Source organism: Rathayibacter sp. AY1B5 (assembly GCF_002932795.1).
In the GTDB taxonomy this organism is placed as follows: Bacteria; Actinomycetota; Actinomycetes; order Actinomycetales; family Microbacteriaceae; genus Rathayibacter.
In genome coordinates, this window is record NZ_PSWM01000009.1 from 25,282 (window position 1) to 50,782 (window position 25,501).

A 25,501-nucleotide genomic window follows, 5' to 3' on the forward strand; every position below is an offset into this window, starting at 1 on the left:
GACGGCCGGTGCGCGAGAGCGCGCCGCACGGACGGCACCGCCCGCTGAGAGCGGCCCCGCCCGGACCCGTCCCGCACACCTCCACCCGCTCCCGACAGCGCTCACAGCGCCGGAGCGACACATCACCGCGGCCCGACCGGGCGCGCGGTCGGACCCTGCGCCGCGCGCCCGCGTCCAGCCACTCCCTCCCGGAAGAACCGCATGAGAAACGCCAGAACCGCCAAGCCCGCCCGCCACCACCTCGAGCTCCCCAAGCCCAAGCCCCTCGAGAAGGGCGCCATGCGGATCACCCCGCTCGGCGGCCTCGGCGAGATCGGCCGCAACATGACCGTCTTCGAGCACAAGGGCAAGCTGCTCATCGTCGACTGCGGCGTCCTCTTCCCGGAGGAGAACCAGCCCGGCATCGACGTGATCCTCCCCGACTTCGCCGCGATCCGCTCGCGCCTGAAGGACATCGAGGCCATCGTCCTCACCCACGGCCACGAGGACCACATCGGCGGTGTGCCCTACCTCCTCAAGGAGCGCGGCGACATCCCGATCATCGCCTCGACCTTCACCCTCGCGCTGATCAGCGCGAAGCTGCAGGAGCACCGCATCACCCCGCGCACGCGCCCGGTGAAGGAGGGCGACCGGATCGACGCCGGCGTCTTCGACCTCGAGTTCCTCGCCGTGAACCACTCCATCCCGGACGGGCTCGCCGTCGCGATCCGCACCGAGGCCGGCCTCGTGCTGCACACGGGCGACTTCAAGATGGACCAGTTCCCGCTCGACGGGCGCACCACCGACCTCCCCGGCTTCGCGCGCCTCGGCGACGAGGGCGTCGACCTGTTCCTGGTCGACTCCACCAACGCCGACGTCCCCGGCTTCGCGATCTCGGAGGGCGACCTCGCCCCCGCGATCGACCAGGTGTTCCGCACCGCGCCGCGCCGCATCGTCGTGTCCAGCTTCGCGAGCCACGTGCACCGCATCCAGCAGGTCCTCGACGCCGCGCAGCGCCACGGCCGCAAGGTCGCCTTCGTCGGCCGCTCGATGGTCCGCAACATGGGCATCGCCGCCGACCTGGGCTACCTCAAGATCCCGGCCGGCCTCGTCGTCGACATGAAGGTGCTCGAGAAGCTCCCCGCGACCGAGATCGTGATGATCTGCACCGGTTCGCAGGGCGAGCCGATGGCGGCGCTCTCGCGCATGGCCAACAAGGACCACATCATCGACATCGGCCCCGGCGACACCGTGCTGCTGGCCAGCTCGCTGATCCCCGGCAACGAGAACGCGATCTACCGGATCATCAACGCCTTCACCCGCTGGGGCGCCACCGTCGTGCACAAGGGCAACGCCAAGGTGCACGTCTCGGGTCACGCCAGCGCGGGCGAGCTCGCCTACTGCTACAACATCCTCCGCCCCACCGCGGTGCTCCCCGTGCACGGCGAGTGGCGCCACCTCACTGCGAACGCGGCGATCGCGACCCGCACCGGGATCGACGAGAAGGACGTCTTCGTCATCGAGGACGGCGTCTCGATCGACCTGGTGAAGGGCCGCTCGCGCATCAGCGGGCGCATCCCGGCCGACCAGATCCTGGTCGACGGCACCACGATGGGCGTCGCCACCGAGGACGCGATGAACGACCGCATCGTCCTCGCCGAGGAGGGGGCCATCACGGTCCTCGCCATCGCCGACCTCGACCGCGGCACCCTTGGCGAGCCGGTCGAGTTCTTCACCCGCGGTTTCGTCGAGGAGCCGGGCTGGAAGGCCAACGCGAGCAAGGCGATCGACGACGCGGTCCTGCAGGCCGCGGGCAAGCCGGTCGAGCTCGAGGCCATGGAGGCGCTGATCACGCGCACCCTCGGCCGCTGGCTGACCCGCCGCCACCGCCGCAACCCGGTCATCACCACGATCGTCGTCGAGGAGTAGGCGCCTTCCACGCCGGCCTCCGCCTCCGCTACCCCCTGCCCCGCGAGGCGCGGGCGGAGCAGAGTGGGAGGGTCGGCAGGTCGCCGACGTGAAGGGAGAGCGCCATGAGCACCGACCGCACCACGGGTGAGGACACCGAGAAGACCGAGGACCTCCCCGACGGCACCGGGACGGACACCTCCTCCGGTGGCGGCGACACCGACACCGTCTCCGGCGGAGAGCCGGACGAGCCCACCGAGTAGGGCCGTGAACGACGAAGGGCGGGACCGCGAGGTCCCGCCCTTCGTCGTTCCGCCGATCAGATCAGCGGACCGTCGCTCTCGCTCGAGCGGCGGGTGACCTGCTCGCCGCTGGCCGGGTCGACGGCCGAGCGCGTGGTCGAGACGGCCTGACGGCGGCGTGTCAGCAGGACCAGCCCGAGGATCAGGCCGACCGCTCCGGCCGCCATGAGGATGTAGCCGACCAGCTTCAGGTCGATCCCGGACACCTGCACGTCCACCGCGAAGGCGAGGACCGCGCCGACGACGAGGAGGAAGATCCCTGCTCCGATGCTCATTGCGTGCTCCTTCTGACTGCCGCCGGAGCGCGCGCGGGAAGCGCGCAGGGGCACCGGCGATCGCCTCACCGTAGACCCGGGGTCCGGCGGCCCCCAGGCCTTCCAGCGGGAGCCTCCGGGGGTGTAGGGCCGCGCGGGGTCAGCGGTCGGAGACGCGGAGCATCACGCGGGTGCGGTCGGCGCGGGTCACCAGGCCCTCGATCAGGAGGAAGACGCGGTACTCGAGCCGGTACTTCGCCAGGAACACGCGGCCCAGGCGCTCGACCTCGCCGGGGTCCGCGTCGATCTCCGCGGCGGCCTCGACCGGCACCGCGTAGTCCGAGACGCGGCCGCGGCGGTCGCACGGGACGAGAGTCACCCGCGCGTCGTTGCGGAGGCGCTTCACCTTGCCGCTGCGGCGGGGGGTGGTGACGATCAGCTCGTCGCCGTCGCGGGCGATCCAGACCGGGGTCGAGACGGCGTCCCCGGACTTGCGGAACGTGGTGAGCGAGACGAAGCGCTCGTCGGCGAGAGCGGTGAGGTCCGGGGAGAGGGGCATGACCGAAGTAGAGCGGCCGCGAGCGGTCACCGCAAGCCTCCCTGCCACCTCGATCCGCCCCCGTAGGGTGGAGTGATGACCGACGCGACGCCTCTGATCGGCCCGACCGAGGCGCCCGAGCTGCACGTGATGACCTACAACATCCGCCGCCGGATGCCGCGCCTCACCTCCCGTGCCGTCGACCAGTGGGACCGCCGCCGCCCGCTCGTCCAGCGGGTGCTGGAGCAGGAGCGCCCCTCGATCCTCGCCGTGCAGGAGGCGCTGCCGGACCAGTCGGCCGCCGTGCACGAGGCGCTGGGCTCCTCCTTCGAGGCGATGGGCTTCGGCCGGGACGCGGACCGCGGCGGCGAGCGCGTGATGCTCTTCGTCGACCGCAGCCGCTACGCCGTCCGGCACTGGACTCAGATCGCCCTGTCGGACACCCCGGACGTCGCCGGCTCGCGCAGCTGGGGCAACCGCATCCCCCGCACGGCCGTGATCGCGGAGCTGACCGATCACGCGACCAGCCGCGAGCTCACCGTGATCTCGACCCACTTCGACCACATCTCGCGGCGCTCGCGCCAGCGCTCCGCCGAGCTGATCGCCCGCCGCGTCCTCGAGCTCGGACGCCCCGCGATCGTGATGGGCGACACCAACACCGACGTCGACACCGTCCCCTACCGGACGATCCTCGACGAGGGCAGCCTCGTGGACGCGTGGGAGACGGCGGAGGAGCACCTCACCCACTCCTGGAGCACCTTCTCGAACTACCGCCCGCCCGCGCCGGGCAAGCGGATCGACTGGCTGCTCGTCAGCGCGGGCGCGTTCGAGGTCGTCTCCGCGGGGATCAACGCCGTCCGCTACGGGGGAGCGGCGCCCTCCGACCACGAGCCGGTCCAGGCCGTGCTGCGCTTCACGAACCCGTGAGCGGCACCGCCCTCGTCGAGACCTTCCTCGAGCCCCCGCGCACACGCGGGGAGTGGACGGCCGACGGCATCCGCGCGATCGGGGCGGCGAGCATCGTGGCGGCCGCGATCGGCTGGGACCTGGTCGACGTGGCGGTGCTCGCGCTCGCGGCGATCGGGCTGGTGCTGCCGCGCTTCCTCGGCATCCGGCCGGCGCTCGACGCCCTCTTCGGGCTCGCGCTGCTCGTGGCGTCCTGGAGCAGCGTCCTCGGCCTCTACGAGGCCTGGCCGCAGTGGGACCTGGTCGTGCACTGCGTGCTCAACGGGTTGATCGCCGCGGTGGCCTACATCGTCGCCGCGCGGGCCGGAGTGGTGCCGGCCGTCGCGGGCGATCGCGGGCCGCTGCTCCCGGCGGTCGTGCTCTGCGCCTGCTTCGGCACGACCGCGGGCGTGCTGTGGGAGTGGGGCGAGTGGGCGGGGCACCGCTTCATCGACTCCTCGATCTTCGTCGGCTACGAGGACACGCTCGGCGATCTCGCCGCGGGTGCGCTGGGCTCGATCCTCGCCGGCGCGCTGATGCGCTTCTGGTCCGCGAAGTCCCGGGTGGTCGGACCGGGCGCCTCGCGCGGCGTCGGAGGTGCGGCGTAGCCTGTCCCGCATGTGCGGCCGCTTCGCGATGGACTCCGAGACCGATGAGCTGATCCGCGAGTTCGTCGCCGCGGGCGGGCGCGCCGAGGACTGGGCGCCCGACTACAGCGTCGCTCCCACCGACATCGCGCCGATCGTGCGCGAGCGGCTCCACGAGGGAGAGCGGGAGCGCGAGCTGGAGCTCGCGTCCTGGGGCTTCACCCCGTCCTGGTCGAAGGGCAAGGGGCCCTCGCCGATCAACGCGCGCCTCGAGACGGTCGCGACGAACGGCCTGTTCCGCGGAGCGTTCGCCAAGCAGCGCGCGATCGTCCCGATGCGCGGGTACTACGAGTGGGAGACCCGCGCCGACGGCAAGCAGCCCTGGTTCCTGCAGGGCGAGGAGCCGATCCTCGCCGCGGCCGGCCTCTACACGGCGCGCAAGGAGGGCGACGACTGGCGCGTCTCCTTCACGGTGATCACCCGCGAGGCGCGCGACGCCTCCGGCGAGGTGCACGACCGGATGCCGGTGTTCCTCACCCCCGACGTGCGCGACGCCTGGCTCGACCCTGCGCCGCTCGCCTCCGCCGAGGAGATGCTCGCCACCCTCGACCGGGCGTCCGCCGCGATGGCCTCGACCGTCACGGCCCACCCGGTCGACCGCCGCGTCAACAACTCCCGCACCGTCGACCGCCGCGACCCGGGCCTGCTGACGCCGCTCGCCTGACAGGCCCGGGCTGATCCGCGCCACGGCCGGCGCCTCCCTCCCTCGCCCGCGTCGCCCCTGTGAGAACGCGGGAGGGGCGGAGCCGCGGCCCCGCCCCTCCCGGGCGTCCTACTTCGTGCCGGCGTGACCCGGGAACGGCTTGCCGTTCAGCGAGACCTCGTCGGGGTCGACCTCGACGTCGCCCACGTCGTCCGGGCCGCCCGTGCCGGGCACGGCCTTCACCTCCGCCGAGCCGGAGACCTCGGTGCGGCTCTCCGCCGGGTCCGAGTCCTGCTTGGCCTCGGTCTCGCGCTCGCTGCCGGGCGACTCCGAGATGTCCTTCTCGATGGTCTCGCTCTCGGAGGAGGTGGCGGGCGCCGCCCCGTCCGGCTTGCCGATGGTCGAGCCCTGGTCGTCCTGCTCCGTGCGGTCCTGGTCCATGTCGTCGCCTTTCGTCGGGACCTCCGACGCTACGTCGGGGCGTCCGCGGGGGCACCCGCTTGACAGCCCGGCCGAGGGAGGGCGGCGTGCAGGGTCGACGTACTACCCTGGGTCGACGGTCGCACCGGGGGGCGCGGCACACCCGCCGCCGACCGCGAGGAGGACCCGTGGCATCCCACCGGACAGGCGACACCCGCATCGTCGGGACGACGGTCGACGGCCGGTACACGATCGAGGAGCTCATCGGCCGAGGCGGCATGGCCACGGTCTACCGGGCGCGCGACGGCGTCCTCGGCCGCTCCGTCGCGCTGAAGATGTTCGCCCCCGGCATCGACGACGCGCAGGACCTGCAGCGCAAGGCGTCCGAGATCCGGCTGCTCGCGGCCCTCAACCACCCCGCCCTCGTCACCCTCTACGACGCGCACGACGGCGGCGACGACACCAACGGCCAGGCCTACATGGTGATGGAGCTCGCCGAGGGCCCGAGCCTGTCCGAGCGGCTCGCGGAGGGCCCGGTCGCGCCGAACGACGTCGCCTCGATGGCGGGCGACCTCGGCGAGGCGCTGCACACGGTCCACGCGGCCGGAGTCGTGCACCGCGACGTGAAGCCGTCGAACGTCCTGCTCGTCCCGAGCCCGCTGACCAGCCGCGAGTTCCGCCCGAAGCTGGCCGACTTCGGCATCGCCTCCCTCATCGACGCGACGCGGATCACCGCCCCCGGCACCCTCATCGGCACCGCCGCCTACCTCAGCCCCGAGCAGGCGCACGGCGATCCGGTCACCTCGGCGAGCGACATCTACTCCCTCGGCCTGGTGCTCCTGGAGTCGCTGACCGGCCGCCGCCCGTTCACGGGCTCGGCGATCGAGGTGACGCTCGCCCGCCTGCTCCGCGATCCCGAGGTCTCGGAGTCGCTCGGCAGCGGCTGGACCTCGCTCCTGACCGCGATGACGCGGCGCGAGCCCGATGAGCGCCCCGCCGCGCTGCAGGTGGCGGAGTCGGCGCGCCGCCTGATCGATCCGCGGCGCGACTCCCCGCCTGCGGCCATCGTCGTCCCCGACGTCCCCGCCACCCGCGTGATGTCGACGGAGCCCCTCCCCGAGACCCAGCAGATCACGCGGACGGAGGCTCTCGACCCGACCCGCCGGCTCGCGGCCGACCCGGCCACGGAGGCGATCGCTCCGACGCAGCGCTTCACGGCGACCGAGCGGATCGCTCCGGCCCCGCAGGCCGCTCCGGCCCCGCAGACCGCTCAGGCGCCGCAGACCGCTCCGGCGCCGCGCACGGCCACGCTCCGCTCCGCGTCCGCGGCTCCGCAGCGCCGCGGCCCGAGCCCGTGGCTCATCGTGCTGGTGCTCGCGCTGGTCGCGGTCGCCGTCGGGCTCGCGATCATCCTGATCGACGGTCCCCAGTCTCCTCTGCCGCAGGTGGACGGCGAGCTGGGCGACCACCTGCGTCAGCTGCGCGAGAGCATCCGCTCGTGAGGGGCCTCCGACTGCGCGCCGCCGGCGCCGTGCTCGCCTCGGTCCTGCTGCTGAGCGGCTGCTCCTCCGCGCCGCAGGGCATCGACGACGGCACCGCCCGGACCCTCGACGACGCCGTGGTGGCCGTCGCCGAGAAGGCCTCGGCCGACGACTACCAGGGCGCCCTCACCGAGCTCGCCGCACTGCAGTCGGCGCTCGACGCCGCGCTCGCCGAGGGCTCGGTCAGCTCCGACCGCGCGGCGACGGTGCAGACGCAGGTCGACGTCGTCCGCGGCGATCTCGAGTCCCTGATCGCGGGAGCCCCGGAGCCGACGCCCGCCGAGACGACGGCGCCGGCTCCCGAGGAGACGACCCCGGTCGAGGAGGAGCTGGAGGACACTCCCGCTCCCGTCGAGACCGAGGACGACCCCGCGCCCTCGCCCGAGGAGTCGGAGCCGGAGGAGACGCCGACCGAGCCGGAGGAGCCCGCGGAGGAGACCCCGGCCGCTCCCGGCGACGACGCTCCGGGCGGCAGCGGCGACGCTCCGGGGAACGGCGGCGACGCACCGGGCAACAGCGGGAACGCTCCCGGCAACGGCAACGGCAACGCGGGCGGCAACGGCAACGGTCCCGGCGCTCGCGGCGCAGCGACCGGAGTCGGCGCCCCCGCGGGCAGCGGTGCCGCGCCCGGGGCCGCGAAGGGCCCCGGCGGCCGCTAGAGCGCTACTCCTGCGTCGAGAGCACGACGAACGCGGCGTCGAGCTCGACGTCCACGTCGGTGCCGTCCTCGCGGGTGACCTCCACCTCGAAGACGTGGTCGGCGTCGTCGCTGCGCTCTGCCTCGGTGACCGTCCCCGAGCCGACTGCGCCCAGCGCGGCCTCGCTCGCACGGGCGAGGTCGTCGCCGGTGAGGTCGTCCGGATCCACGGCGGCCGCGGTGGGGTCGCCGCCGCCGGCCGGGGCGACGGCGTCGCCGGAGCCCGCCTCGAGAGCGCGGTCGTCGGGGTCGACGGACACGACGGCGAAGGAGTCGTCGAGGCGCACCTCGTACTCGAGGCCGTCGCGGCCGGTCAGGTCCAGCTCGTAGCCGGTGGCGCCGTCGTCGTCGCGCTCGGCCGAGGTGACGGTCCCTCCGCCGATCTCGGCGAGGGCTGCCTCGCTCGCGCGGTCCAGGTCGCTGCCGGTGAGGGAGTCGGATCCCTCGAAGCCGTCGGTCGCGGCGTAGGCGATGCCCGTCCCGGCTCCGATCAGCACGACCGCTCCGGCGATCCCGGCGATGATCTTCGTCTTCTTCTGCACGACGGCTCCGTCCCGGCGCCGCTCGTCGACGCCTCCAGCACTCTCGCGGTCGGGCGCTGAAGCCAGCCTGAAGCGCCCGCTCAGCGGACGAGCGGCACCCGCACCTCGACCCGGGCGCCGCCCAGCGCCGAGTCGCCCACGACGACCCGTCCGCCGTGCGCCCGGGCGATCCCGGCGACGATCGCCAGGCCGAGCCCCGATCCTCCGGCGTCGCGCGCCCGGCCCTCGTCGAGGCGGACGAAGCGCTCGAGCACCCGCTCGCACTCCGCCGCCGGGATCCCCGGTCCGTCGTCGTCCACCGCGAGCACCGCCTCCGCTCCGTCGATCCGGGTCGAGAGCGCCAGCTGCGAGGAGCGGTGCCGCATCGCGTTGTCGACGAGGTTCCGCAGCGCCCGCGAGAGCAGGGATCCGTCGGCCACCGCCTGCACGGGCGAGATCCCGCTCGCGTCGACTCGGGCTCCGGAGTCGCGCAGGCGCCGCACCTCGCCGAGGGCGAGGTCGTCGAGGTCCACCGGGGCCGCCGCCACGGCCAGGCGCGCCTCGTCCGCCCGGGCGAGCAGCAGCAGGCCCTCGATCAGGCCGCCGAGCCGCACCGACTCCTCCGCGACCGTCCTCGCCAGCCGGGCGGAGTCGAGCCGGTCCGGGTGCGCGAGCGCCACCTCCGCGGTCTGGCGCAGCGCCGCGACGGGGGAGCGCAGCTCGTGCGAGGCGTCCGAGACGAAGCGCCGCTGCCGCTCCTGCCCGTTCTGCAGCCGATCGAGCATCCGATTGAGGGTGTGCGCCAGCCGGTCGACCTCGTCGCCGGAGCCGGGGGCGGCGATCCGGCGGTCCAGGGCGGAGGAGGTGACCGCCTCGGCCTCCGTGCGCATCCGCTCCACGGGGCGCAGCGCCCGGCCGACGACGAGGGCGCACACCACCGCCACCAGCGCGATCAGCAGCGGGACGGCGACCGCGAGCAGTCCGATCGTGGTGGACACCGCCTCCTCGCGGCCCTCGTCGGGCACGCCGACCACCACGAGGGAGTCGTCGTCGAGCCGACGGGCGGCGACCACCACCGGCCCCTCGTCGTCCACGTCGACCGTGACCGGGTCGTCGCTCTCGGCCCGCGCGAGCGGAGGGAGGTCCTCCGCGTCCTCGCCCGCCGCGGCGACCCGCCCGTCCACCACGAGCTGGACCAGGCCCTCCGAGCCGCGGACCGCCTCCGGGCCGCCCTGCTCCACCAGCGCCGCGACCCGCTCCGCCTCGGCGTCGGCGGCGGAGGCGGTGCTCGAGGCGAGCACGAAGGAGAGGACCAGGACGAAGAGCACGCTCCCGAGGAGCGCGGCGGCGGCCACCACGGCGGTCGCGGCCGCGGTGATGCGGGTCCGCAGGCTCCGGCGGCTCACCCGGCCACCAGCGTGTAGCCCGCCCCGCGCCGGGTGCGGAGGGTGTCGCGGCCGAAGGGCCGGTCGATCTTGTTGCGCAGGGTGCGGACGTACACCTCGACGATGTTCGGGTCGCCGTCGTAGTCGAAGTCCCAGACGGCTCCGAGGACGTCCCGCTTGGAGACGACCTCGCCCGTCCGCGAGACGAAGTACTCGAGGACGCTGAACTCGCGCGCGGTCAGCGGCACGGCCACTCCGCCCCGCTCGACGCTCCGGGAGGCGGGATCCAGCACGAGGTCGCCGACGACGCGCACGGTCGGCCGCTCGGCGGCTCCGCGGCGGATGAGGGCGCGCAGCCGCGCGACGAGCACCGGGAACGAGAACGGCTTGGTGAGGTAGTCGTCGGCTCCGGTGTCGAGGGCCTCGACCTGGTCGAGGTCGCCGTCCTTCGCCGTGAGCATCAGGATCGGGGTCCAGTCCTCGGCGGCGCGCAGGCGCTCGCAGACGCGGAACCCGCTGAGGTCCGGGAGCATCAGGTCGAGGACGATGGCGGCGTAGTCGGCCTCCTGCGCGTACCAGAGGGCGTCGGTGCCGGTGGTGGCGGTGTCCACGGTGAAGCCCTCGGCCTCCAGGCCCGTCTCGAGGGCGCGGAGCAGATTGATCTCGTCGTCGACGACCAGGATGCGGATGGCGGCCTCCCCGGGCTCGGCGCGCGGAGTCCCGCGCGAGCCCAGGCTAGCCGCGGGCCCGCTGAAGCCCGCCTGAAGCTCCGGCGGACACCCGCGTCCCGCCGAGGCGCCGGCTCCCCGCCGGGACACCGGCCGGAGCGCGGTGGTCCGCCGGGACGCGCGGCGCCTGGGCGCGAGCGCGGGTCACTCGTCGCGGTCGGTGTACTCGCCCTCGCCCTCGGCGGAGGTGCCCGCGGCGCTGGTGTCGACGTAGCTGCCCTTGTCGGCGGTGGCCTGCTCGTTGACCGAGGTGTCGACGTAGCTGCCCTCGGCCTCGCCGGCGGTGTGCGAGACGCCCTCGGTCGAGGTGTACTCGCCGCCCTCGGTGTCCTCGGTGCTCGTGCCCTCGGCGACGTGACGGCCGTGGCCGGCGGTGTGCTCGTCGTGACCCTCGTGGTGGTCGTGGTGCTCGTGACCCTCGTGGTGCTCGTTGTCGTGGTCGTGGTGGGCCATGGCGGCCTCCTCGCTTCGTCGCGTCGGTGCGCGGTCGGATCGGCCGCGCTCGCTCCGAGACTTCTGCATCGCGGGCGGGGGTGCAAGACGTGGCGGCTGCACATCCGTGCCGCGCAACTCCTACCGGCGCCGGATCCGTCCGCCTAGCCTCCGAGGATGAGCAGACCCCCTCGCACCCGCTGGAGCGTCATCGGCCAGCTCGGCCCGGCGTTCGACGACGGCGGCCCGATGCTGCTGGTCGAGGCCCGATCGGCCTTCGGGCGCCGCCCGATGCACCGCGCGAAGGCGCAGCTACTGCTGTCGGCGCTGCGCCACCGGGCCCGCGAGCTCGGCGACCGCGTCGAGTACGTCCGCTCCGAGACCTTCGGCGAGGCCCTCGCCGGGCGCGACGATCTCGAGGTCATCGATCCGCCGACCCGCGGCGGCCGCCGCCTCGCCCGCCGGCTCGGCATGAGCGTCCTGCCCAGCCGCGGCTTCATCACGGCCGAGGAGGACTTCCGCGAGTGGGCGCTCGCCCGCTCCGGCAAGCGCCTGCTGCTGGAGGACTTCTACCGCTGGAGCCGCGAGCGCACCGGCGTGCTGATGCGCGGCGACCAGCCCGAGGGCGGCCGCTGGAACTACGACCACGACAACCGCCAGCCGCCGCCCAAGGGTGCCTCCCGGCTCGGCCTGCCCGACCCGTGGTGGCCGGAGGAGGACGACATCGACGAGGAGGTGCGCGCCGACCTGGCGCGCTGGGAGGCCGAGGGAGCGGTCCGCCTGGTCGGTGCGGACGGTCCGCGCCGCTTCGCCGCGACCCCGGCCGAGGCCGAGGCGGCGCTCGCCGACTTCGTGTCGTCGCGCCTGGGCGACTTCGGGACCTACGAGGACGCGATGCTCTCGGGCGACTGGACGATGGCGCACTCGCTGCTCAGCGCCCCGATGAATCTCGGCGTCCTCGATCCGCGCGCCGTCATCGACGCGGCCGAGGCCGAGTACGCCGCCGGCGGCGCCCCGATCGCGGCCACGGAGGGCTTCGTCCGCCAGATCCTCGGCTGGCGCGACTACGTCTGGAACCTGTTCTGGCACCTCGGCCCGGAGTACCGGAACCGCAGCCGGGCGCTCGGCGCCTCCACCCCGCTGCCCGCCGAGCTGCTCGCTCTCGACCCGAGCGGCATCGAGGCGAACTGCCTGCACGAGACTCTCGACGACGTGCACCGTCACGGCTGGGCTCACCACATCCAGCGCCTGATGGTGCTCGGCAACTGGGGACTGCAGCGGGGCTGGGACCCGGCGGAGCTCAACGACTGGTTCGTGGACGTCTTCGTCGACGGTACGGAGTGGGTGATGCCCGCGAACGTGATCGGGATGTCCCAGCACGCCGACGGCGGCGTCGTCGCGACGAAGCCCTACGCGTCGGGCGGCGCGTACATCAACCGGATGTCCGATTACTGCGGCGGCTGCCGCTTCGACCCGAAGGTGCGCCTGGGCGAGAACGCCTGCCCGGTGACCGCCGGCTACTGGGCCTTCCTCGACCGGGCCGAGCCGGTCCTCCGCGGCAACCACCGGATGGCCCAGCCCCTCGCGGGCCTGCGCCGCCTCGCGGACCGGGAAGCAGTGGTCGACCAGGAGCGCCGGCGCGAGACGTACTGACGCGGGGCCGGCGGCGCGCCCGCCGCTACTCCGCGCGCACGAAGCGCGACACGGTGACCGCGACCGTCACCGCGGTCGTCCCCTCCATTGCCGCGAGTCGAGCGTCCAGCGCCTCGGGATCCACGTGGTGGGCGCTCGGCCCCATCAGCACCTCGGCGCGCAGCTCGTCGACGCTCATCAGCACTGCCGTGTCCAGCTCGATGCGCTCCCCGAGCGCGAACCCCGCCAGCTGCTCGTCGAGCCGCTCAGCCTTGCCGGCGTCGATGCCGAGCATCCCGAACCGCTCGCGGATCTCGTGCAGGTGCCGCTCGCGCGGAGTGACGACGACGGCGACGCCGCCCGGACGGAGCACCCGTCGCATCTCCGGGGCGTTCCGCGGCGCGAAGACGGTGAGCAGCGCGTCGGCGGAGGCGTCGGCCAGCGGGAGGGGCTGCCAGAGGTCCGCGGTCGCGATCGCCGCCCGGGGGTGCGCGCGGGCGGCGCGGCGGGCGGCCGGGGCCGAGAGGTCCAGGCCCAGCCCGTCCGCCGCCGGATGCGCGTCGAGCACGGCCGCGAGGTACGCCCCGGTGCCGCAGCCCAGGTCGACCACGAGCCGCGCGTCGCCGGGGACGGCCGCGGCGACCGCGTCCTGGATCACCCGGTAGTGGCCGGAGCCGAGCAGGTCGGCGCGGGCCTGCACCATCGCCGCGGTGTCGCCCGAGGTCGCGTGCCTGCCGCGCAGCAGCGAGGCGTAGCCCTGGCGGGCGAGGTCTGCACTGTGCCCGAGAGGGCAGCGGAGCGAGGAGGGCCGGGGGAGCGCATCGGGGGCGAGTTCACCGCCGCAGACCGGGCAGGCGAGGGCGGGCAGCACCGTCGATCCGGGTCGGGCGTCCGGATCGAACGCGCTCACTCCGCGACGGGCGCGCGGGCCCGCATGGCGGTGACCGCCGCGTTCAGCGTCGCGATGGCCGGCACGGCGAACAGCGCCCCGGCGAGCCCGGCCACCTCGAGCCCGGTCGCGACTCCGAGGACCACGGCGAGCGGATGCACCTTCACGGCGGTCCCGAGGATCAGCGGCTGCAGCACGTGCCCCTCGAGCAGGTGCACCAGGATCACGACGCCGACCATCACCAGCGCGGCGACGGGCCCGCTGAACAGCAGCGCGACCAGCGCGGCGAGCGCACCGGTCACGATCGCGCCGAGGATCGGGACGAACGAGCCGAGGAACACCACGATCGCGATCGGCACGACGAGCGGCAGCTGCAGCGCGAGCGCGCCGATGCCGATGCCGACGGCGTTGATCCCGGCGACGCCGAGCTGCGCGATCACGAACTGGCTGAGGGTCCGCCAGCCGGCGGCACCGCCGCGCTCCATCGCGGGGCGCGCGCGGCGGGGGAGGAGGCGGAGGAACCAGTGCCAGATCCGGCGGCCGTCGAGGAGCAGGAAGATCAGCGAGAACAGCGTGAGCAGCGTCCCGGCGAAGACCTCGGCGAGCTGGGAGCCGACGGCGAGGGCTCCGGACGCGATGGTCGACGCCTGCGCGTCGGCCCAGTCGACCGCGCGCTGCGCCCAGTCCGAGAGCTGCACGTCCGAGAACGACAGCGGCGGGCTCCGCAGCCACGCCTCGACGCCGTCGACCGCGTCGAGAGCGCGCTGCCCCACGCCGCTGAAGCCGGAGCGGGACTGCACGACCACCAGCCCGACGAGGCCGGTCAGCAGGAGGAGCATCAGGACGATCGAGACCAGGACCGCGAGCGGGCGGGGGAGCCGCAGGCGCTCGAGCCGGTTCCGCAGCGGGGTGAGGAGCGCGGTGAGCAGCAGGGCGATCAGCACCGGCACGACGATCACGGGCAGCAGCGAGACGAGGCGCACGAGGAGGTAGAGGAGACCGGCGACGGCGAGGAACCGCCACGACCAGGCGGCGGCGATCCGCATGCCGGTCGAGACGTCGCCCGAGGCGTCGTCGGGCGAGTCCGAGGGCGCCGGAGCCGGGACCGGAGCCGGGGGAGCGGCGTCCGCCGTCGGGGTCGCGGCAGTGCCGTGCCGCTCGTCGCGCGCTCGCCGTCCCCGCATGACCCCTCCGATCCCCTCGCAGTGTACGGCGGAGCGGGCGTCCGGGACCGGGAGGGAGCCCGGGAGCGCCACGCCTGGACGGATCGGCGCGCCGGATGCGTCGGCAGCGGCTCGTCGGGCGGGCGGAAGGCGCCCGTTCGCGCCGTCTCCGTCCCGTTCCCCGCCTCGGCCGCGGGAGGCCCGTCCTCGCCGGTAGCGTCGCGCGGGTCGGTGCCGAGCGAGGAGGCGACGGATGGTGGAGGCGGTTCTCGCGATCGCCGCGTGGTGCGCGGGCGCGGTGCTCGTCGTCAGCGGTGCCCTGAAGCTGGGCCGCACGGAGCGGTTCCGGGTGAGCCTCGAGGCGCTCGGGGTCCCGCCCCTCCTCCGGCGCCGCGGCTGGTTCGCGGCCGCCTTCCCCGTCGTCGAGATCGCGCTGGGCGCCGCAGTGGTGCTGGCGCCCGCTCCGCTGCACCGTGCCGCCCTCGTGCCGGTGGCGCTCCTCGACGCCGTGTTCCTCGTCGTCGCCGTCCGCGCGGTCCGCGCCAGGGAGGACGTCGACTGCGAGTGCTTCGGCGGCCTGGGCTCGGCGCGGATGACCGGACGCACCGTCGCGAGGAACGCGGTGCTGCTCGTGCTGGCGGTCGCCGGGGCGCTCGGCGGGCTCGCTCCGGCCGCGCTGCTCGGCGGCGGCGGGGCCTCGGCGGCGGCGTCAGGCCTCGCCGCCGCGCTCGCCGCGGTCTCGCTCGCGCTGGTGCGCGACCGCCGTGCGGCGTCGACGGCCGCTCGCGTCCGGGCGGCCGCCCGCTTCTCCGCAGCCGACCGGGGGTCCGCGCCGGGGCCCGCGCCCGAGGGCGACGTCTCGGCCGCCGACCTCGCGTTCGTCACGGTGGCCGGCGAGCTCCTGACGCTCGAGGAGCTGTCCCGCCCGGCGACGCACCTCGTCTTCTTCTCGCCCTCGTGCGCCTCCTGCCACGAGCTCGTCGAGCGCTTCCGCTGGTGGCCCCACGGCCTGCGCCCGGGCGAGGAGCTGCTGCCCGTCCTCCTCGGCCGCCGTGAGGACTTCGCGGTGCACGCCGTCTACGGACCGCTCGTCGACCACGCCCTCTACGATCCGGAGGGCCGCGTCGCCGCCGTGCTCGGCCGAGCGGGGACGCCGGGACACGTGCTGCTCACGCCCGGGCGTCCGCTCGGCGACGGCTGGACCTCGGGAGCCTCGTCGATCGAGGCGCGCGTGCTCCGTCCCGGATTCCTCGCCGAGCTGCAGGCGGCCGATCCGGACCCGGCTCCGGCGGCGGGCGGCGCGGCACCGCCGGGGTGACGACGGCCGACCGACGGCGGGCGGCCGGGCTCAGCGGCGCTCGAACTCGCCGGACATCGAGCCGTGCACGGGGTGGGCGGGATCGTCGCCGACGGCGCGGGCGGGGTCGTCGATCTCGACCGCTCGGGACGGAGTCTCCTCGTCGCTCGCGTCGAGGCCGAAGCCGTCCTCGAGCAGCTCCTGGGCGATGCGGCTCGAGAGGCCGCTCCTCTCGCCCGGTCCGGGGTCGCTCTCCGGGTCGACGGGGGCGGCGAACGCCTGCTCCAGTCCGGACGCCGGCATCCCGGCGTCGTCGATCGAGTCGGCTCGCCCGTCGGAGGGTCCTCGTGCAGGTCTCGGCATGCGCCCGAGCGTAGAGGACCGGCTCCCGGAGGTCGATGCTCCGTCGAGCACTGACCTGCCGCCTGGGCGCCGGGTCAGTCGTGCAGCGACCAGGAGTGGGGAGCGACCTTGACGCCGCCGACGGTCGCCGTCTCGTCGCCGAGGTTCAGCGCGAGCCGCGCGGTGCGTCCCTCCTGGCCCTCCGCCACGAGCAGCACGGCGGTGTTGGAGAGGTCGACCGTGCGGGTGCTCGCGCCGACCAGCCACGGATTCCGTCGGCGGAACGCGATGACCTCCTGGTGGGCCCGGTACGCCTCGCCGCCCGGCCACTCGGCGGGATCGGCCGGGAACTCGGGGCGGATCGCGTCGTCGCCGCCGATCCGCTCCTCTTTGACGCCGCGCAGGCCCCGCTCGTCACCGGAGTAGATGCTCGGCACGCCGGCGACGAAGCCGAGGATCGCCGTGGCGTGGCCGTGGTGGCGCTCGTCGCTGATCGCGCTGGCGATCCGGGTCACGTCGTGGTTGCCGAGGAAGGTCAGGGGCAGGAACTCGCGGACGAACTCGTCGTGGCGCTTCAGCGACCAGGCCAGCTCGAAGAGGTTCGCCTCCTCGAGGGAGTTGCGGACGGCCTTCCAGAGCTCGTACTGCGTGACCGAGTCGAGCCCCGACTCCCGCACGTAGCCGGAGTAGTCGCCGTGGATGACCTCGCCGACGAACCACGCGTCGGGGAAGCGCCGGCGCACGGGGTCGATCGCTGCGTGCCAGGCCGCCGGCGCGACCGCGTACGCCGCGTCGAGCCTCCAGCCGTCGATGCCCCGCTCGAGCCAGTGCGCGAGCACGGAGGACACCTGCTCCGCGACCTCGGGGTTCCCGTTGTCGAGCTCGACCAGGGCGTCGTGGCCCTCGAACACGTCGACGCGGAGACCGTCGACCTCCTGCGACCGCTCGCTGCGGGAGAAGCGCGCCGCCTCGGAGGAGCCCTCGCCGGCCGCGACCGCGGCACGCCACCAGGGGTGCTCCCGTCCCACGTGGTTGAAGACGCCGTCGAGCAGAACGCGGATCCCGCGCTCGCGGCACGCGGCGATCAGCGCGTCGAGGTCGGCCTCGTCGCCGAGGCGCGGATCGACCCGGAAGTGGTCGACCGTGTCGTAGCCGTGAGTGGAGGAGGCGAAGACCGGCCCGAGCAGCAGCCCGTTGCAGCCCAGCGCCAGCAGGTCGTCGAGCCAGGGCAGCAGGGCGCGGAGGCGGTGCTGCGGCTCGTCGTCCGGACCCGGACCCTCCGAGGCGCTCGCCTCGGCGCCGGTGAAGCCGAGCGGGTAGACGTGCCACCAGATCGCCGTCGAGATCCAACCGTCCGTCTGAGCCATCGTGGCCGTCCTCCCGGCCCGCTCGGGCGCGGGCCGCCGTCACTGTAGCGAGGCGGGCTGGACCGGAGCCGCGCCCGCTCACGGGCCGGGCCGCAGGGAGGCGATCCAGGCCAGCACGGCGAGGCCCGCCCGCACGGAGGCGGGTGCCGTGACGGAGCAGACGAGCAGCGCGAGGGCCGCGCAGGCGAGCCCGGCCACCGCGCTCCTCCGCTCGCCCGACCACCGCAGCGCCCGCACGGACGCGGTCACCGCGACGACCGCCACGGCGACCGCGGGGAGCGCCCAGAGCGGATGCACGGAGGACGCGAGCGCGAGCAGGCCCAGCGCGAGCGCCGCGAGCCCGGGCTCGTACGGTCGACGGGCGGAAGGGTGCAGCCGCGGCGGGCGGGGGAGGCCCGAGCCGGCCGGAGCGGGTGGAGGAAGGAATGCCGTCGTCGTCATGCGCCGATCCTCGTCAGGCGGTGGGCCCCGCGGAGAGGCGATCGGCGGATCGGTGGACGAGGGGCGCCGAGCGCCTCCTGTGGAGGGACCGACCGGCGCGATCGGCGTCGTTCCGGGCGTCTCGAGGTCGGAATCGCCGGAGATCCGGGGCGGGGCTGGTAGGTTACCGACGGTCCGACCGGTTGAGGACGTCCGTCCCCGGCCGAGGACGATCCATCGAAACCAGCTGTTCCGACAGCGAGAACGTCCTGGGAGGACACTCCATGGCTGACAAGTCGCTCAACCGCACCGAGCTCGTCGCGAAGATCGCCGCCGACTCCGGCCAGAGCCAGGCCGCCGTCAACGGCGTCCTCGACTCGCTCTTCACCACCCTCGCCGACTCCGTGTCGAACGACGTGAAGGTCACCATCCCCGGCTGGATCGCCGTCGAGCGCACCTCCCGCGCCGCGCGCACCGGCCGCAACCCGCAGACCGGCGAGACCATCCAGATCGCCGCCGGCCACTCGGTCAAGGTCTCCGCGGGCACCAAGCTCAAGGCCGCCGCGAAGTAGTCGCGCCCTCCGACACGGCCCCGGCATGCGCCGGGGCCGTCGTCGTCCGCGGACGCGGCTCCCGATCAGCCGCGGAACGTAGGCTGGAGCGGTGAATCGAACCGTCCGGATCGTCGGCCCTGCGCTCGTGCTCGTCGCCGCAGCGCTCGTCGCCCTCCTCGCGGCCCTGGCCTTCGGCGGGGGAGCCGCGGCTCCGCTGCTGAACGATCCCGGCCCCGTGGTCCGCTACGGCCTCCCCATCGCCAAGCTCGCCGTCAATCTCGGCGCCGCGGGCATGATCGGCTCGCTCGTGCTGACGCTGTTCGCGCTGAGCCCCCGCGCCGCCGCCGCGCGCGACGCCCGGTCGTCGTCCCGCGCGTCGACCGCGCACGCCTCCTCGCGCGCCGGCCACGCCTCCTCGCGCGGTGGCCAGTCCTCGTCCCGCGCCGGATCGACGCGCACCGCGGTCGCCCCCGCGCGCACCGCGGTCGCCGAGGCCGCGCCCGAGCCGCGCACCGAGTTCTCGATCGCCCTCGACGTTGCGGCCGCCAGCGCCGCCTTCTTCGCGGCGGCCAGCGCGGTGACCGGGTTCCTCACCTTCCTCAACGTCACGCAGACGCCCCTGAGCCTCGACCGCGACTTCGGCACCAAGCTCAGCTACTTCATCGGCAGCATCGAGGTCGGCCAGGCCTGGCTCATCACGACCCTGCTCGCGGCCGTCGTCACCGTCCTCTGCTTCGCCGTCCGCAACCAGACCGCGCTCGTCTTCGTCACGGGCCTGGCCCTGCTCACGCTGCTGCCCATGGCGCAGCAGGGGCACGCGGCGGGAGCGAGCGGGCACGACGCCGCCGTCACGGCGCTGGGCCTGCACCTCGTCTTCGCGGCGATCTGGCTGGGCGGCCTCATCACCGTCATCGCGTTGCGGCCCCTGCTCGGCGGCTCCCGCCTGCTGCCCGTGATCGAGCGCTACTCCAGCCTCGCGCTCGTGAGCTTCGTCGTGGTCGCGGCGTCCGGCTACGTCAGCGCCGAGCTCCGGCTCGCCACCCTCGACAACCTGCTCACCGGCTACGGGATCCTCGTGCTGGTCAAGGTCGCGGCCCTGGTCGCGCTGGGCCTGTTCGGCGTGCTGCAGCGCCGCTACCTCATCGATCGGATGCGGAAGGCGGGCGGCGTCGGCGGCCGCAGCTTCTGGTGGCTCGTGGGCGCCGAGATCGCCTTCATGGGGATCGCCTCCGGAGTCGCCGCGGCGCTCGCGCGCACCGCGACCCCGGTCGACCAGATCGCCGCGAGCCAGCTGACGGATCCGACCCCGGCCCAGCTGCTGACGGGCGAGCCCCTGCCGCCGCCCGCGAGCGCGATGAACTTCCTCACGCTCTGGAACATCGACCTGGTCTGGCTCCTGGTCTGCTCCTTCGCCATCGCGTTCTACGTCGCCGGAGTGGTGCGCCTGCACCGCCGCGGCGACCGCTGGCCCCTGCACCGCACGATCCTCTGGATCGCGGGCATGCTCCTCCTGGCCTACATCACGAACGGCGGAGTGAACGCGTACGAGAAGTACCTGTTCAGCGCCCACATGCTCTCGCACATGGTCCTCACGATGGCGGTGCCGCTGCTGCTCGTCCCGGCGGCACCGGTCACGCTGATCGCCCGCGCCGCCGCCCGCCGCACCGACGGCTCCCGCGGCGCCCGCGAGTGGGTGCTGCTCGCCGTGCACTCGCGCTTCGCCACCGCGATCTCGCACCCGATCGTGGCCGCGCTGCTGTTCGTCGGGTCGCTCTGGGGCTTCTACTACTCCCCGCTGTTCCGCTGGGCCACCACGGACCACATCGGCCACGAGTGGATGATCGTCCACTTCCTCATCACCGGGTACCTGTTCGTCAGCGTGCTGATCGGAGTGGACCCGAGCGTGCACCGCGTGCCCTACGCGATGCGCCTCCTGCTGCTGCTGGGCACGATGGCGTTCCACGCCTTCTTCGGCCTCGCGCTGATGACGGGGGAGGGGCTGCTCCTCGCCGACTGGTACGGGGCGATGGGCTGGGGTACCTCCGCGCTCGCCGATCAGCAGGCGGCCGGCGGCATCGCGTGGAGCATCGGCGAGATCCCCACCCTCGCGCTCGCGATCGTCGTGGCGATGATGTGGAGCCGCTCCGACGCCCGCGAGACCAAGCGCCGCGACCGTCAGGCCGACCGCACCGGAGAGGCCGAGCTCACGGCCTACAACGACCGCCTGGCCGCCCTGCAGAAGCGCGGCTGACGCCCCGGGGTACGGGGGCCAGCCCCCCGATGCGGGTGGGCGCACCCCCGCATCTCGCGCCACGTCCGACGCCGACGGCGCCTTCGTTCCTAGACTGGCCGCGCCGCTGGGCCGGGCCCTCCTCCGAGGCCGCGCCGGGCGGCTCGGACGAGCGAAGGGGGCCTCATGATCGAGGCACGAGGACTGACCAAGAGGTTCGGCGCCAAGACGGCGGTGGACGCGATCGACTTCACCGTCGAGCCCGGACGGGTGACGGGCTTCCTGGGCCCGAACGGGGCCGGCAAGTCGACGACCATGCGGATGATCGTCGGGCTGGACCGGCCGACGTCGGGCTCGGTCCGCGTCAACGGCCGGCCCTACGCCGAGCACTCGGCTCCGCTGCGCGAGGTCGGCGCCCTGCTCGACGCGAAGGCGGCGCACCGGGGGCGGTCGGTCCGCGACCACCTCCGCGTCATCGCCGCGACCCACCGCATCCCGCGCGCACGCGTGGAGGAGGTGATCGAGCTCGTCGGGCTGCAGAGCGTCGCCCGCAAGCGCGTGGGCGGCTTCTCGCTCGGGATGGGCCAGCGGGTCGGCATCGCGACGGCCCTGCTGGGCGACCCCCGGACGCTCCTGCTCGACGAGCCGGTCAACGGGCTCGACCCCGAGGGGGTGCGCTGGGTCCGCGACTTCGTGCGGGGCCAGGCGGCGGAGGGCCGCTGCGTCCTGCTGTCCTCGCACCTGATGAGCGAGATGGCGCAGACGGCGGATCACATCATCGTCCTCGGCCGGGGCCGCATCCTCGCGGACGCCCCCCTCGCCGACTTCCTCGCGGAGGCGCGCCCCCGGGTGCGCGTCGCGAGCCCCGAGGCCGACCGCCTGGCCGAGCTGCTCGCCGGAGGCGGCGCCCGGGTGGCCCGCACCGAGGGCGGGCTCGAGGTGGAGGGACTCGACGCCTCCGCGATCGGCGAGCTGTCGCTGCGCGGCGGCATCGTCCTGCACGCCCTCACACCGCTGACCCGCTCGCTCGAGGACGCCTACACCGCGATGACGGCGGACGCCGTCGAGTACGCCACCGCGACCGCCTCCGCCACGGAAGGAGCCGTCCGATGACCGCTCAGAGCACCGCACCCCGTCCTTCCACTCTCGACGGCGTCCGGCTCCGAGCCGGGGGAGTCGTCGCCTCGGAGGCGCTCAAGCTGGCGACCGTCCGCTCCACCTGGTGGTCGCTCGGCGTCTCGGTCCTCCTCGCCCTCGGTCTCGCGGCGATCCTCGGGGGGACCCTCGACGGTGTCGGATCCGCCGAGGGGGCGACTCAGCTGGCGGTCGCCGCCGCCACCGTGCACCTGCAGCTGGTCGGCCTCGTCGTCGCGGTCCTCGGCGCCCTCTCGATCGGAGGGGAGTACACGACCGGGATGATCCGGTCGACCTACACCGCCGTCCCACGCCGTCTACCCTCGCTGCTCGCCCGCACGGCGATGGTGGCCCTCGTCGCCTTCGTGCTCGGCCTGATCACCACGGGCGGGTCGTTCGCCCTGATCGCCTCCGGGCTGGCGGGCAGGGGAGCGGCGCCGGTGGTCGACGGCGAGGTCCTCGGCGCACTCGTCGGCGGCGCGTTCCACCTCGCCGTCGTCGGGGCCTTCGCCGTCGGGCTGGGCGCGCTGCTGCGCAGCTCCGCGGCGGCGATCGGCACCGCCGTCGGGGTCCTCTTCGTGCTCCCGATCGTCGTCTCGCTGGCGGGCTCGCTCCTCGACGCGCAGTGGATCACCGATGCGTCCGCCTATCTCCTCTCGAGCCTGGGGTCGACGCTCTCCCGCCTGCCGGACGAGTCCGGCACCGGCGTCGGCGTCGGCACCGCCGTCCTGGCCTCGCTGGCCTGGGTCGCCGCGGCCGTCGTGCCCGCCCTCCTGGTCACCCGCGTCCGAGACGTGTGAGCCGGTCGCAGAGCCTCCTCCCCAGGCCTCCGTCACCGTTGCTCCTGCCGGCGGTGACGGGGGAGGAGGCGGGGCGCCTGTCTCCGCTGGGTACAGTGGAGCGGTGACTCAGCCGACCCTCTCCGACGAGCAGCAGCGGGTCTTCGACCTCATCGAGAACACGCGCGAGCACCTGTTCGTCACGGGTCGCGCGGGCACGGGCAAGTCCACCCTGCTCAACCACCTGAGCTGGAACACCGACAAGCAGATCGTCATCTGCGCCCCCACCGGGGTCGCGGCCCTGAACGTCGGCGGCCAGACCATCCACTCGTTGTTCCGGCTGCCGATCGGCGTCATCGCCGACTCCGACCTCGACCAGCCGCCCGAGCTGCGCAAGCTCCTCAACACCATCGACACGCTCGTCATCGACGAGATCTCGATGGTGAACGCCGACCTGCTCGACGGGATCGACCGCAGCCTCCGGCAGGCGCGGCAGCGGCGCTCCGAGCCGTTCGGGGGCGTGCAGGTCGTCCTCTTCGGCGACCCGTTCCAGCTCGCGCCCGTCCCCGGCGATCCGGAGGAGCGCGCCTACTTCGCCGACCGCTACCGCTCGCTGTGGTTCTTCGACGCCCTCGTCTGGCAGGAGGCGCCGCTGCGGATCGTCGAGCTCGGCCGGATCCACCGGCAGAGCGACGAGCGCTTCAAGTGGATGCTCAACGCGGTCCGCTTCGGCATGGTGACGAAGGAGATCGCCGACGTGCTGAACGCGGCGGGCGCGCGGACGCCGCCGGCCGACGACGCGATCACGCTCGCGACCCGCAACGACACGGTCAACCGCATCAACCAGGCGGCGCTGGCGCGGCTGAAGGGCCCGCTGAAGACCGCCTCGGCCGAGATCAGCGGCGACTTCGGCGGGCGCGCGTATCCGGCGGACCAGAACCTCGAGCTCAAGATCGGCGCGCACGTGATGTTCCTGCGCAACGACTCCGAGCAGCGCTGGGTGAACGGCACGATCGGCCGCGTGACGAAGGTCGCGGGGACGGTGTGGGTCGAGGTCGACGGCGAGGTCCACGAGGTCGAGCCGGCGACCTGGGAGCGCTACCGCTACTCCTACTCCGCCGCGACGAAGAAGCTGACCCGCGAGATCGTCGCCGAGTTCGCGCAGTTCCCGCTGCGGCTGGCCTGGGCGGTCACGATCCACAAGTCGCAGGGCAAGACCTACGACTCGGCCGTGGTCGATCTCGGGCAGCGCGCGTTCGCGCCCGGGCAGACCTACGTGGCGCTCAGCCGCATCACGAGCCTCGAGGGCCTCTACCTGACCCGGCCGCTCCGGCCGAGCGACATCATCGTCGACAAGGACGTGCTGCGGTTCATGTCCGAGCGGCGGGCGGAGCCGGCGGCTGTCGCGGAGGCGTCGGCGGATTGACGCCCGGCGGAGGACGTCGGAGCAGGGGCCTCAGGCCGCCGCGCGGGTCCGGGCGAGATCGCGGAACAGCTCCGTCGTCAGCCGGTACGCCTCCGCGACCTCCGCGATGACCCGCTCGCGCTCCTCCTCGTCCCAGCCCGCGGCGTCGAGCTGCTCGCGGTAGGTGGCGCGGAAGGTCGACGGCGCGGCGATCTCGCCGAAGAGGAAGAAGCCGACGCCGTTGGTCTCGAAGCCGAACCGCCGCTGCAGCAGCCCGCGCACGATCGCGCAGCCGGAGAGGTCGCCGAGGTAGCGCGTGTAGTGGTGGGCGACGAAGCCGCCGCTCCAGCCCGAGGCCACGGTGCGGATGCGGTCGACGTAGGCGCTGGTCGAGGGCAGCGGGCGGATGCGCTCGCGCCAGTCCTCGCCGACGAGGAAGCGCAGGTCCTCCGCGATCGCGGGGAGCCGGGTGAGCTTGGCCGAGAGGAACGGCTCCGCGACCGGATCGCCGGCCATGTCCTCCGCTACGGCCTCGAGGGCCTCGTAGACGAAGTAGTGCTGCGAGACGAGCGCGATGTAGTCGTCGCGGCTGCCGGAGCCGGTCATCAGCGAGGTCATGAAGGCGGCGCCCTCGTCGTCCGCGCCGGACTGCCCGATGCGCAGGCGCAGGGCCTCGGAGAACGGGATGACGTTCGACACGGTGGCCTCCCTCGCTGCTTAGGTTGGCCTTACCTTAGCCGAGCGGAGTCGCCGGGACCAGAGGGCGTCAGTGCCCGTGTCCGCCGTCGACGACCGAGTGCATCATCCCGCCCATGTCGCCCGAGCCGCCCGAGGAGGCGGCCATGGCGGGGGTGGCGAGGGCCGAGACGGTGAGCGCTCCGGCCAGGAGCCCGACGAGCGCGCGCGACGGCGAGACGGCCTTCTCCTCCGCGCGAGGAGAGCGGAGCGAGACGGCCACCACAGCGACCGCGATCAGCTGGAGGACCGCGGCGGCCAGTGCGGGCAGGGGCTCGGCGAGTGCGCCCAGTGCCAGAGCGAGCGCGAACGCCGCCAGGGAGGCGACCGCCACGACCAGCGACGTGCGCGCCGCGACGATCCGGCCGCGCGCCAGGACGAGGACCGCCCAGAGGATCTCGACGGCGCCGAGGACACCGATCACCGGAGCCTGCACGCCCTCCCCGCCGGCGGCGAGCGAGAGGTGGACGAGCCCGGCGCCGAGTCCGGCGAAAGCGGCGTTGCAGCGGGCCACGGTGGTCATGGCGGCTCCTTCGCTGGTTCGGGGAAGAAGAGGAGGCCCCGGATCGACACACCGCATCGTGTCGTCCGGGGCCGTGCAGTCCGTCCGCCGC

28 protein-coding genes are annotated in these 25,501 nt (G+C 74.1%); 14 read left to right on the forward strand and 14 right to left on the reverse strand.

Features of this window, described 5'->3' with window-relative positions:
* Positions 1 to 201: 201 nt before the first annotated feature.
* Positions 202 to 1,908 (forward strand): ribonuclease J, encoded by a 1,707-nt coding sequence (locus C5D44_RS07785; RefSeq protein WP_104222925.1) that lies wholly within the window; start codon positions 202 to 204, stop codon positions 1,906 to 1,908.
* Between the two features lie 104 nt (positions 1,909 to 2,012).
* Entirely contained in the window at positions 2,013 to 2,150 is a 138-nt protein-coding gene (locus C5D44_RS18030; RefSeq protein ID WP_181110003.1) for a hypothetical protein, read from the forward strand.
* 56 nt (positions 2,151 to 2,206) lie between these two features.
* Here C5D44_RS18030 and C5D44_RS07790 read toward each other — a convergent pair whose 3' ends face one another.
* Entirely contained in the window at positions 2,207 to 2,464 is a 258-nt protein-coding gene (locus C5D44_RS07790) for a DUF6458 family protein (RefSeq protein WP_104222924.1), read from the reverse strand.
* Positions 2,465 to 2,603: 139 nt separating this feature from the next.
* Entirely contained in the window at positions 2,604 to 3,002 is a 399-nt protein-coding gene (locus C5D44_RS07795) for a PPOX class F420-dependent oxidoreductase (protein ID WP_104281326.1), read from the reverse strand.
* Between the two features lie 75 nt (positions 3,003 to 3,077).
* Here C5D44_RS07795 and C5D44_RS07800 point away from each other — a divergent pair, with 75 nt between their 5' ends.
* From C5D44_RS07800 to C5D44_RS07810, 3 genes are read left to right on the forward strand one after another with little or no spacing between them, the layout of a single operon-like run.
* The gene (locus C5D44_RS07800; RefSeq protein ID WP_104276269.1) at positions 3,078 to 3,908 is read left to right on the forward strand and encodes an endonuclease/exonuclease/phosphatase family protein; all 831 of its coding nucleotides are present in this window, start codon (positions 3,078 to 3,080) and stop codon (positions 3,906 to 3,908) included.
* Entirely contained in the window at positions 3,905 to 4,534 is a 630-nt protein-coding gene (locus tag C5D44_RS07805) for a hypothetical protein (RefSeq protein ID WP_104276268.1), read from the forward strand. Before C5D44_RS07800 ends, C5D44_RS07805 begins: the two co-directional genes overlap by 4 nt.
* Positions 4,535 to 4,544: 10 nt before the next feature.
* Positions 4,545 to 5,237, forward strand: a complete 693-nt coding sequence (locus tag C5D44_RS07810) for an SOS response-associated peptidase (protein ID WP_104281327.1) — start codon at positions 4,545 to 4,547, stop codon at positions 5,235 to 5,237.
* 108 nt (positions 5,238 to 5,345) lie between these two features.
* Here the strand turns inward: C5D44_RS07810 and C5D44_RS07815 are convergent, their stop codons facing one another.
* Positions 5,346 to 5,657, reverse strand: a complete 312-nt coding sequence (locus C5D44_RS07815; protein WP_104222919.1) for a hypothetical protein — start codon at positions 5,655 to 5,657, stop codon at positions 5,346 to 5,348.
* Positions 5,658 to 5,824: 167 nt separating this feature from the next.
* On the opposite strand from C5D44_RS07815, the gene C5D44_RS07820 reads away from it, so the two are divergent.
* On the forward strand, positions 5,825 to 7,138 hold the full coding sequence (locus C5D44_RS07820) for a serine/threonine-protein kinase (RefSeq protein ID WP_104281328.1): 1,314 nt from the start codon (positions 5,825 to 5,827) through the stop codon (positions 7,136 to 7,138).
* Entirely contained in the window at positions 7,135 to 7,836 is a 702-nt protein-coding gene (locus tag C5D44_RS07825) for a hypothetical protein (protein ID WP_104281329.1), read from the forward strand. Before C5D44_RS07820 ends, C5D44_RS07825 begins: the two co-directional genes overlap by 4 nt.
* A 4-nt stretch (positions 7,837 to 7,840) precedes the next feature.
* Here C5D44_RS07825 and C5D44_RS07830 read toward each other — a convergent pair whose 3' ends face one another.
* From C5D44_RS07830 to C5D44_RS18290, 4 genes are all read right to left on the reverse strand, one after another.
* Positions 7,841 to 8,416 carry a PepSY domain-containing protein gene (locus C5D44_RS07830; protein ID WP_104276264.1) on the reverse strand — a complete coding sequence of 192 codons (576 nt, stop codon included), beginning with the start codon at positions 8,414 to 8,416 and terminating at the stop codon, positions 7,841 to 7,843.
* Between the two features lie 80 nt (positions 8,417 to 8,496).
* Entirely contained in the window at positions 8,497 to 9,801 is a 1,305-nt protein-coding gene (locus tag C5D44_RS07835) for a cell wall metabolism sensor histidine kinase WalK (protein ID WP_104281330.1), read from the reverse strand.
* On the reverse strand, positions 9,798 to 10,469 hold the full coding sequence (locus C5D44_RS07840) for a response regulator transcription factor (RefSeq protein ID WP_104281367.1): 672 nt from the start codon (positions 10,467 to 10,469) through the stop codon (positions 9,798 to 9,800). Before C5D44_RS07840 ends, C5D44_RS07835 begins: the two co-directional genes overlap by 4 nt.
* A gap of 183 nt (positions 10,470 to 10,652) precedes the next feature.
* Positions 10,653 to 10,961, reverse strand: a complete 309-nt coding sequence (locus C5D44_RS18290) for a hypothetical protein (RefSeq protein WP_104276262.1) — start codon at positions 10,959 to 10,961, stop codon at positions 10,653 to 10,655.
* A 156-nt stretch (positions 10,962 to 11,117) separates the two neighbouring features.
* Between C5D44_RS18290 and C5D44_RS07850 the strand changes: the two genes are divergently transcribed.
* Complete coding sequence (locus C5D44_RS07850) at positions 11,118 to 12,593, forward strand: cryptochrome/photolyase family protein (RefSeq protein WP_104281331.1); 1,476 nt, start codon at positions 11,118 to 11,120, stop codon at positions 12,591 to 12,593.
* A 25-nt stretch (positions 12,594 to 12,618) separates the two neighbouring features.
* Here the strand turns inward: C5D44_RS07850 and C5D44_RS07855 are convergent, their stop codons facing one another.
* The gene (locus tag C5D44_RS07855) at positions 12,619 to 13,482 is read right to left on the reverse strand and encodes a methyltransferase domain-containing protein (protein ID WP_104281332.1); all 864 of its coding nucleotides are present in this window, start codon (positions 13,480 to 13,482) and stop codon (positions 12,619 to 12,621) included.
* Positions 13,479 to 14,645, reverse strand: coding sequence for an AI-2E family transporter (locus C5D44_RS07860; protein WP_104276259.1), 1,167 nt, complete (start codon positions 14,643 to 14,645; stop codon positions 13,479 to 13,481). The genes C5D44_RS07855 and C5D44_RS07860 overlap by 4 nt, the downstream gene beginning before the upstream one ends.
* 232 nt (positions 14,646 to 14,877) lie before the next feature.
* Here C5D44_RS07860 and C5D44_RS18445 point away from each other — a divergent pair, with 232 nt between their 5' ends.
* A complete protein-coding gene (locus C5D44_RS18445) occupies positions 14,878 to 15,942 on the forward strand; it encodes a MauE/DoxX family redox-associated membrane protein (RefSeq protein ID WP_104281333.1) in 1,065 nt (354 codons plus the stop codon).
* A 30-nt stretch (positions 15,943 to 15,972) separates the two neighbouring features.
* Here the strand turns inward: C5D44_RS18445 and C5D44_RS18450 are convergent, their stop codons facing one another.
* The 3 genes from C5D44_RS18450 to C5D44_RS07880 form a co-directional block, all read right to left on the reverse strand.
* On the reverse strand, positions 15,973 to 16,284 hold the full coding sequence (locus C5D44_RS18450; protein ID WP_146082543.1) for a hypothetical protein: 312 nt from the start codon (positions 16,282 to 16,284) through the stop codon (positions 15,973 to 15,975).
* Positions 16,285 to 16,358: 74 nt separating this feature from the next.
* A complete protein-coding gene (locus C5D44_RS07875; RefSeq protein ID WP_104281335.1) occupies positions 16,359 to 17,630 on the reverse strand; it encodes an alpha-amylase family glycosyl hydrolase in 1,272 nt (423 codons plus the stop codon).
* A gap of 78 nt (positions 17,631 to 17,708) precedes the next feature.
* Positions 17,709 to 18,071: a hypothetical protein gene (locus C5D44_RS07880; protein ID WP_104281336.1), complete on the reverse strand. Its 363-nt coding sequence runs from the start codon at positions 18,069 to 18,071 to the stop codon at positions 17,709 to 17,711.
* A 263-nt stretch (positions 18,072 to 18,334) separates the two neighbouring features.
* Here C5D44_RS07880 and C5D44_RS07885 point away from each other — a divergent pair, with 263 nt between their 5' ends.
* The 5 genes from C5D44_RS07885 (at position 18,335) to C5D44_RS07900 (ending at position 24,173) form a co-directional block, all read left to right on the forward strand.
* Entirely contained in the window at positions 18,335 to 18,622 is a 288-nt protein-coding gene (locus tag C5D44_RS07885; RefSeq protein ID WP_056037903.1) for an HU family DNA-binding protein, read from the forward strand.
* A gap of 91 nt (positions 18,623 to 18,713) precedes the next feature.
* Complete coding sequence (locus tag C5D44_RS07890) at positions 18,714 to 20,855, forward strand: bifunctional copper resistance protein CopD/cytochrome c oxidase assembly protein (protein ID WP_258067912.1); 2,142 nt, start codon at positions 18,714 to 18,716, stop codon at positions 20,853 to 20,855.
* A 165-nt stretch (positions 20,856 to 21,020) separates the two neighbouring features.
* Entirely contained in the window at positions 21,021 to 21,947 is a 927-nt protein-coding gene (locus tag C5D44_RS07895; protein ID WP_104276254.1) for an ABC transporter ATP-binding protein, read from the forward strand.
* Positions 21,944 to 22,768 (forward strand): ABC transporter permease, encoded by an 825-nt coding sequence (locus C5D44_RS18455; RefSeq protein WP_258065076.1) that lies wholly within the window; start codon positions 21,944 to 21,946, stop codon positions 22,766 to 22,768. The genes C5D44_RS07895 and C5D44_RS18455 overlap by 4 nt, the downstream gene beginning before the upstream one ends.
* A 103-nt stretch (positions 22,769 to 22,871) precedes the next feature.
* Positions 22,872 to 24,173, forward strand: coding sequence for an ATP-dependent RecD-like DNA helicase (locus C5D44_RS07900; RefSeq protein WP_104222908.1), 1,302 nt, complete (start codon positions 22,872 to 22,874; stop codon positions 24,171 to 24,173).
* Positions 24,174 to 24,203: 30 nt separating this feature from the next.
* Here the strand turns inward: C5D44_RS07900 and C5D44_RS07905 are convergent, their stop codons facing one another.
* Together C5D44_RS07905 and C5D44_RS07910 are read right to left on the reverse strand one after the other, a co-directional pair.
* Positions 24,204 to 24,851, reverse strand: a complete 648-nt coding sequence (locus C5D44_RS07905; protein WP_104281338.1) for a heme oxygenase (biliverdin-producing) — start codon at positions 24,849 to 24,851, stop codon at positions 24,204 to 24,206.
* A gap of 67 nt (positions 24,852 to 24,918) precedes the next feature.
* Positions 24,919 to 25,410, reverse strand: a complete 492-nt coding sequence (locus C5D44_RS07910; protein WP_104281339.1) for a hypothetical protein — start codon at positions 25,408 to 25,410, stop codon at positions 24,919 to 24,921.
* Positions 25,411 to 25,501: the final 91 nt, after the last annotated feature.

Excerpts from the sequence above, each read along its gene's own strand:
- C5D44_RS07785 (WP_104222925.1), top strand. The coding sequence starts at position 202 with ATGAGAAACGCCAGAACCGCCAAGCCCGCCCGCCACCACCTCGAGCTC.
- C5D44_RS07795 (WP_104281326.1), bottom strand. The coding sequence starts at position 3,002 with ATGCCCCTCTCCCCGGACCTCACCGCTCTCGCCGACGAGCGCTTCGTC.
- C5D44_RS07860 (WP_104276259.1), bottom strand. The coding sequence starts at position 14,645 with ATGCGGGGACGGCGAGCGCGCGACGAGCGGCACGGCACTGCCGCGACC.
- C5D44_RS18030 (WP_181110003.1), top strand. The coding sequence starts at position 2,013 with ATGAGCACCGACCGCACCACGGGTGAGGACACCGAGAAGACCGAGGAC.
- C5D44_RS07810 (WP_104281327.1), top strand. The coding sequence starts at position 4,545 with ATGTGCGGCCGCTTCGCGATGGACTCCGAGACCGATGAGCTGATCCGC.
- C5D44_RS07885 (WP_056037903.1), top strand. The coding sequence starts at position 18,335 with ATGGCTGACAAGTCGCTCAACCGCACCGAGCTCGTCGCGAAGATCGCC.
- C5D44_RS18290 (WP_104276262.1), bottom strand. The coding sequence starts at position 10,961 with ATGGCCCACCACGACCACGACAACGAGCACCACGAGGGTCACGAGCAC.
- C5D44_RS07880 (WP_104281336.1), bottom strand. The coding sequence starts at position 18,071 with ATGACGACGACGGCATTCCTTCCTCCACCCGCTCCGGCCGGCTCGGGC.
- C5D44_RS18445 (WP_104281333.1), top strand. The coding sequence starts at position 14,878 with ATGGTGGAGGCGGTTCTCGCGATCGCCGCGTGGTGCGCGGGCGCGGTG.
- C5D44_RS07875 (WP_104281335.1), bottom strand. The coding sequence starts at position 17,630 with ATGGCTCAGACGGACGGTTGGATCTCGACGGCGATCTGGTGGCACGTC.
- C5D44_RS07910 (WP_104281339.1), bottom strand. The coding sequence starts at position 25,410 with ATGACCACCGTGGCCCGCTGCAACGCCGCTTTCGCCGGACTCGGCGCC.
- C5D44_RS07895 (WP_104276254.1), top strand. The coding sequence starts at position 21,021 with ATGATCGAGGCACGAGGACTGACCAAGAGGTTCGGCGCCAAGACGGCG.
- C5D44_RS07850 (WP_104281331.1), top strand. The coding sequence starts at position 11,118 with ATGAGCAGACCCCCTCGCACCCGCTGGAGCGTCATCGGCCAGCTCGGC.
- C5D44_RS07800 (WP_104276269.1), top strand. The coding sequence starts at position 3,078 with ATGACCGACGCGACGCCTCTGATCGGCCCGACCGAGGCGCCCGAGCTG.
- C5D44_RS07790 (WP_104222924.1), bottom strand. The coding sequence starts at position 2,464 with ATGAGCATCGGAGCAGGGATCTTCCTCCTCGTCGTCGGCGCGGTCCTC.
- C5D44_RS07815 (WP_104222919.1), bottom strand. The coding sequence starts at position 5,657 with ATGGACCAGGACCGCACGGAGCAGGACGACCAGGGCTCGACCATCGGC.
- C5D44_RS18450 (WP_146082543.1), bottom strand. The coding sequence starts at position 16,284 with ATGCCGAGACCTGCACGAGGACCCTCCGACGGGCGAGCCGACTCGATC.
- C5D44_RS18455 (WP_258065076.1), top strand. The coding sequence starts at position 21,944 with ATGACCGCTCAGAGCACCGCACCCCGTCCTTCCACTCTCGACGGCGTC.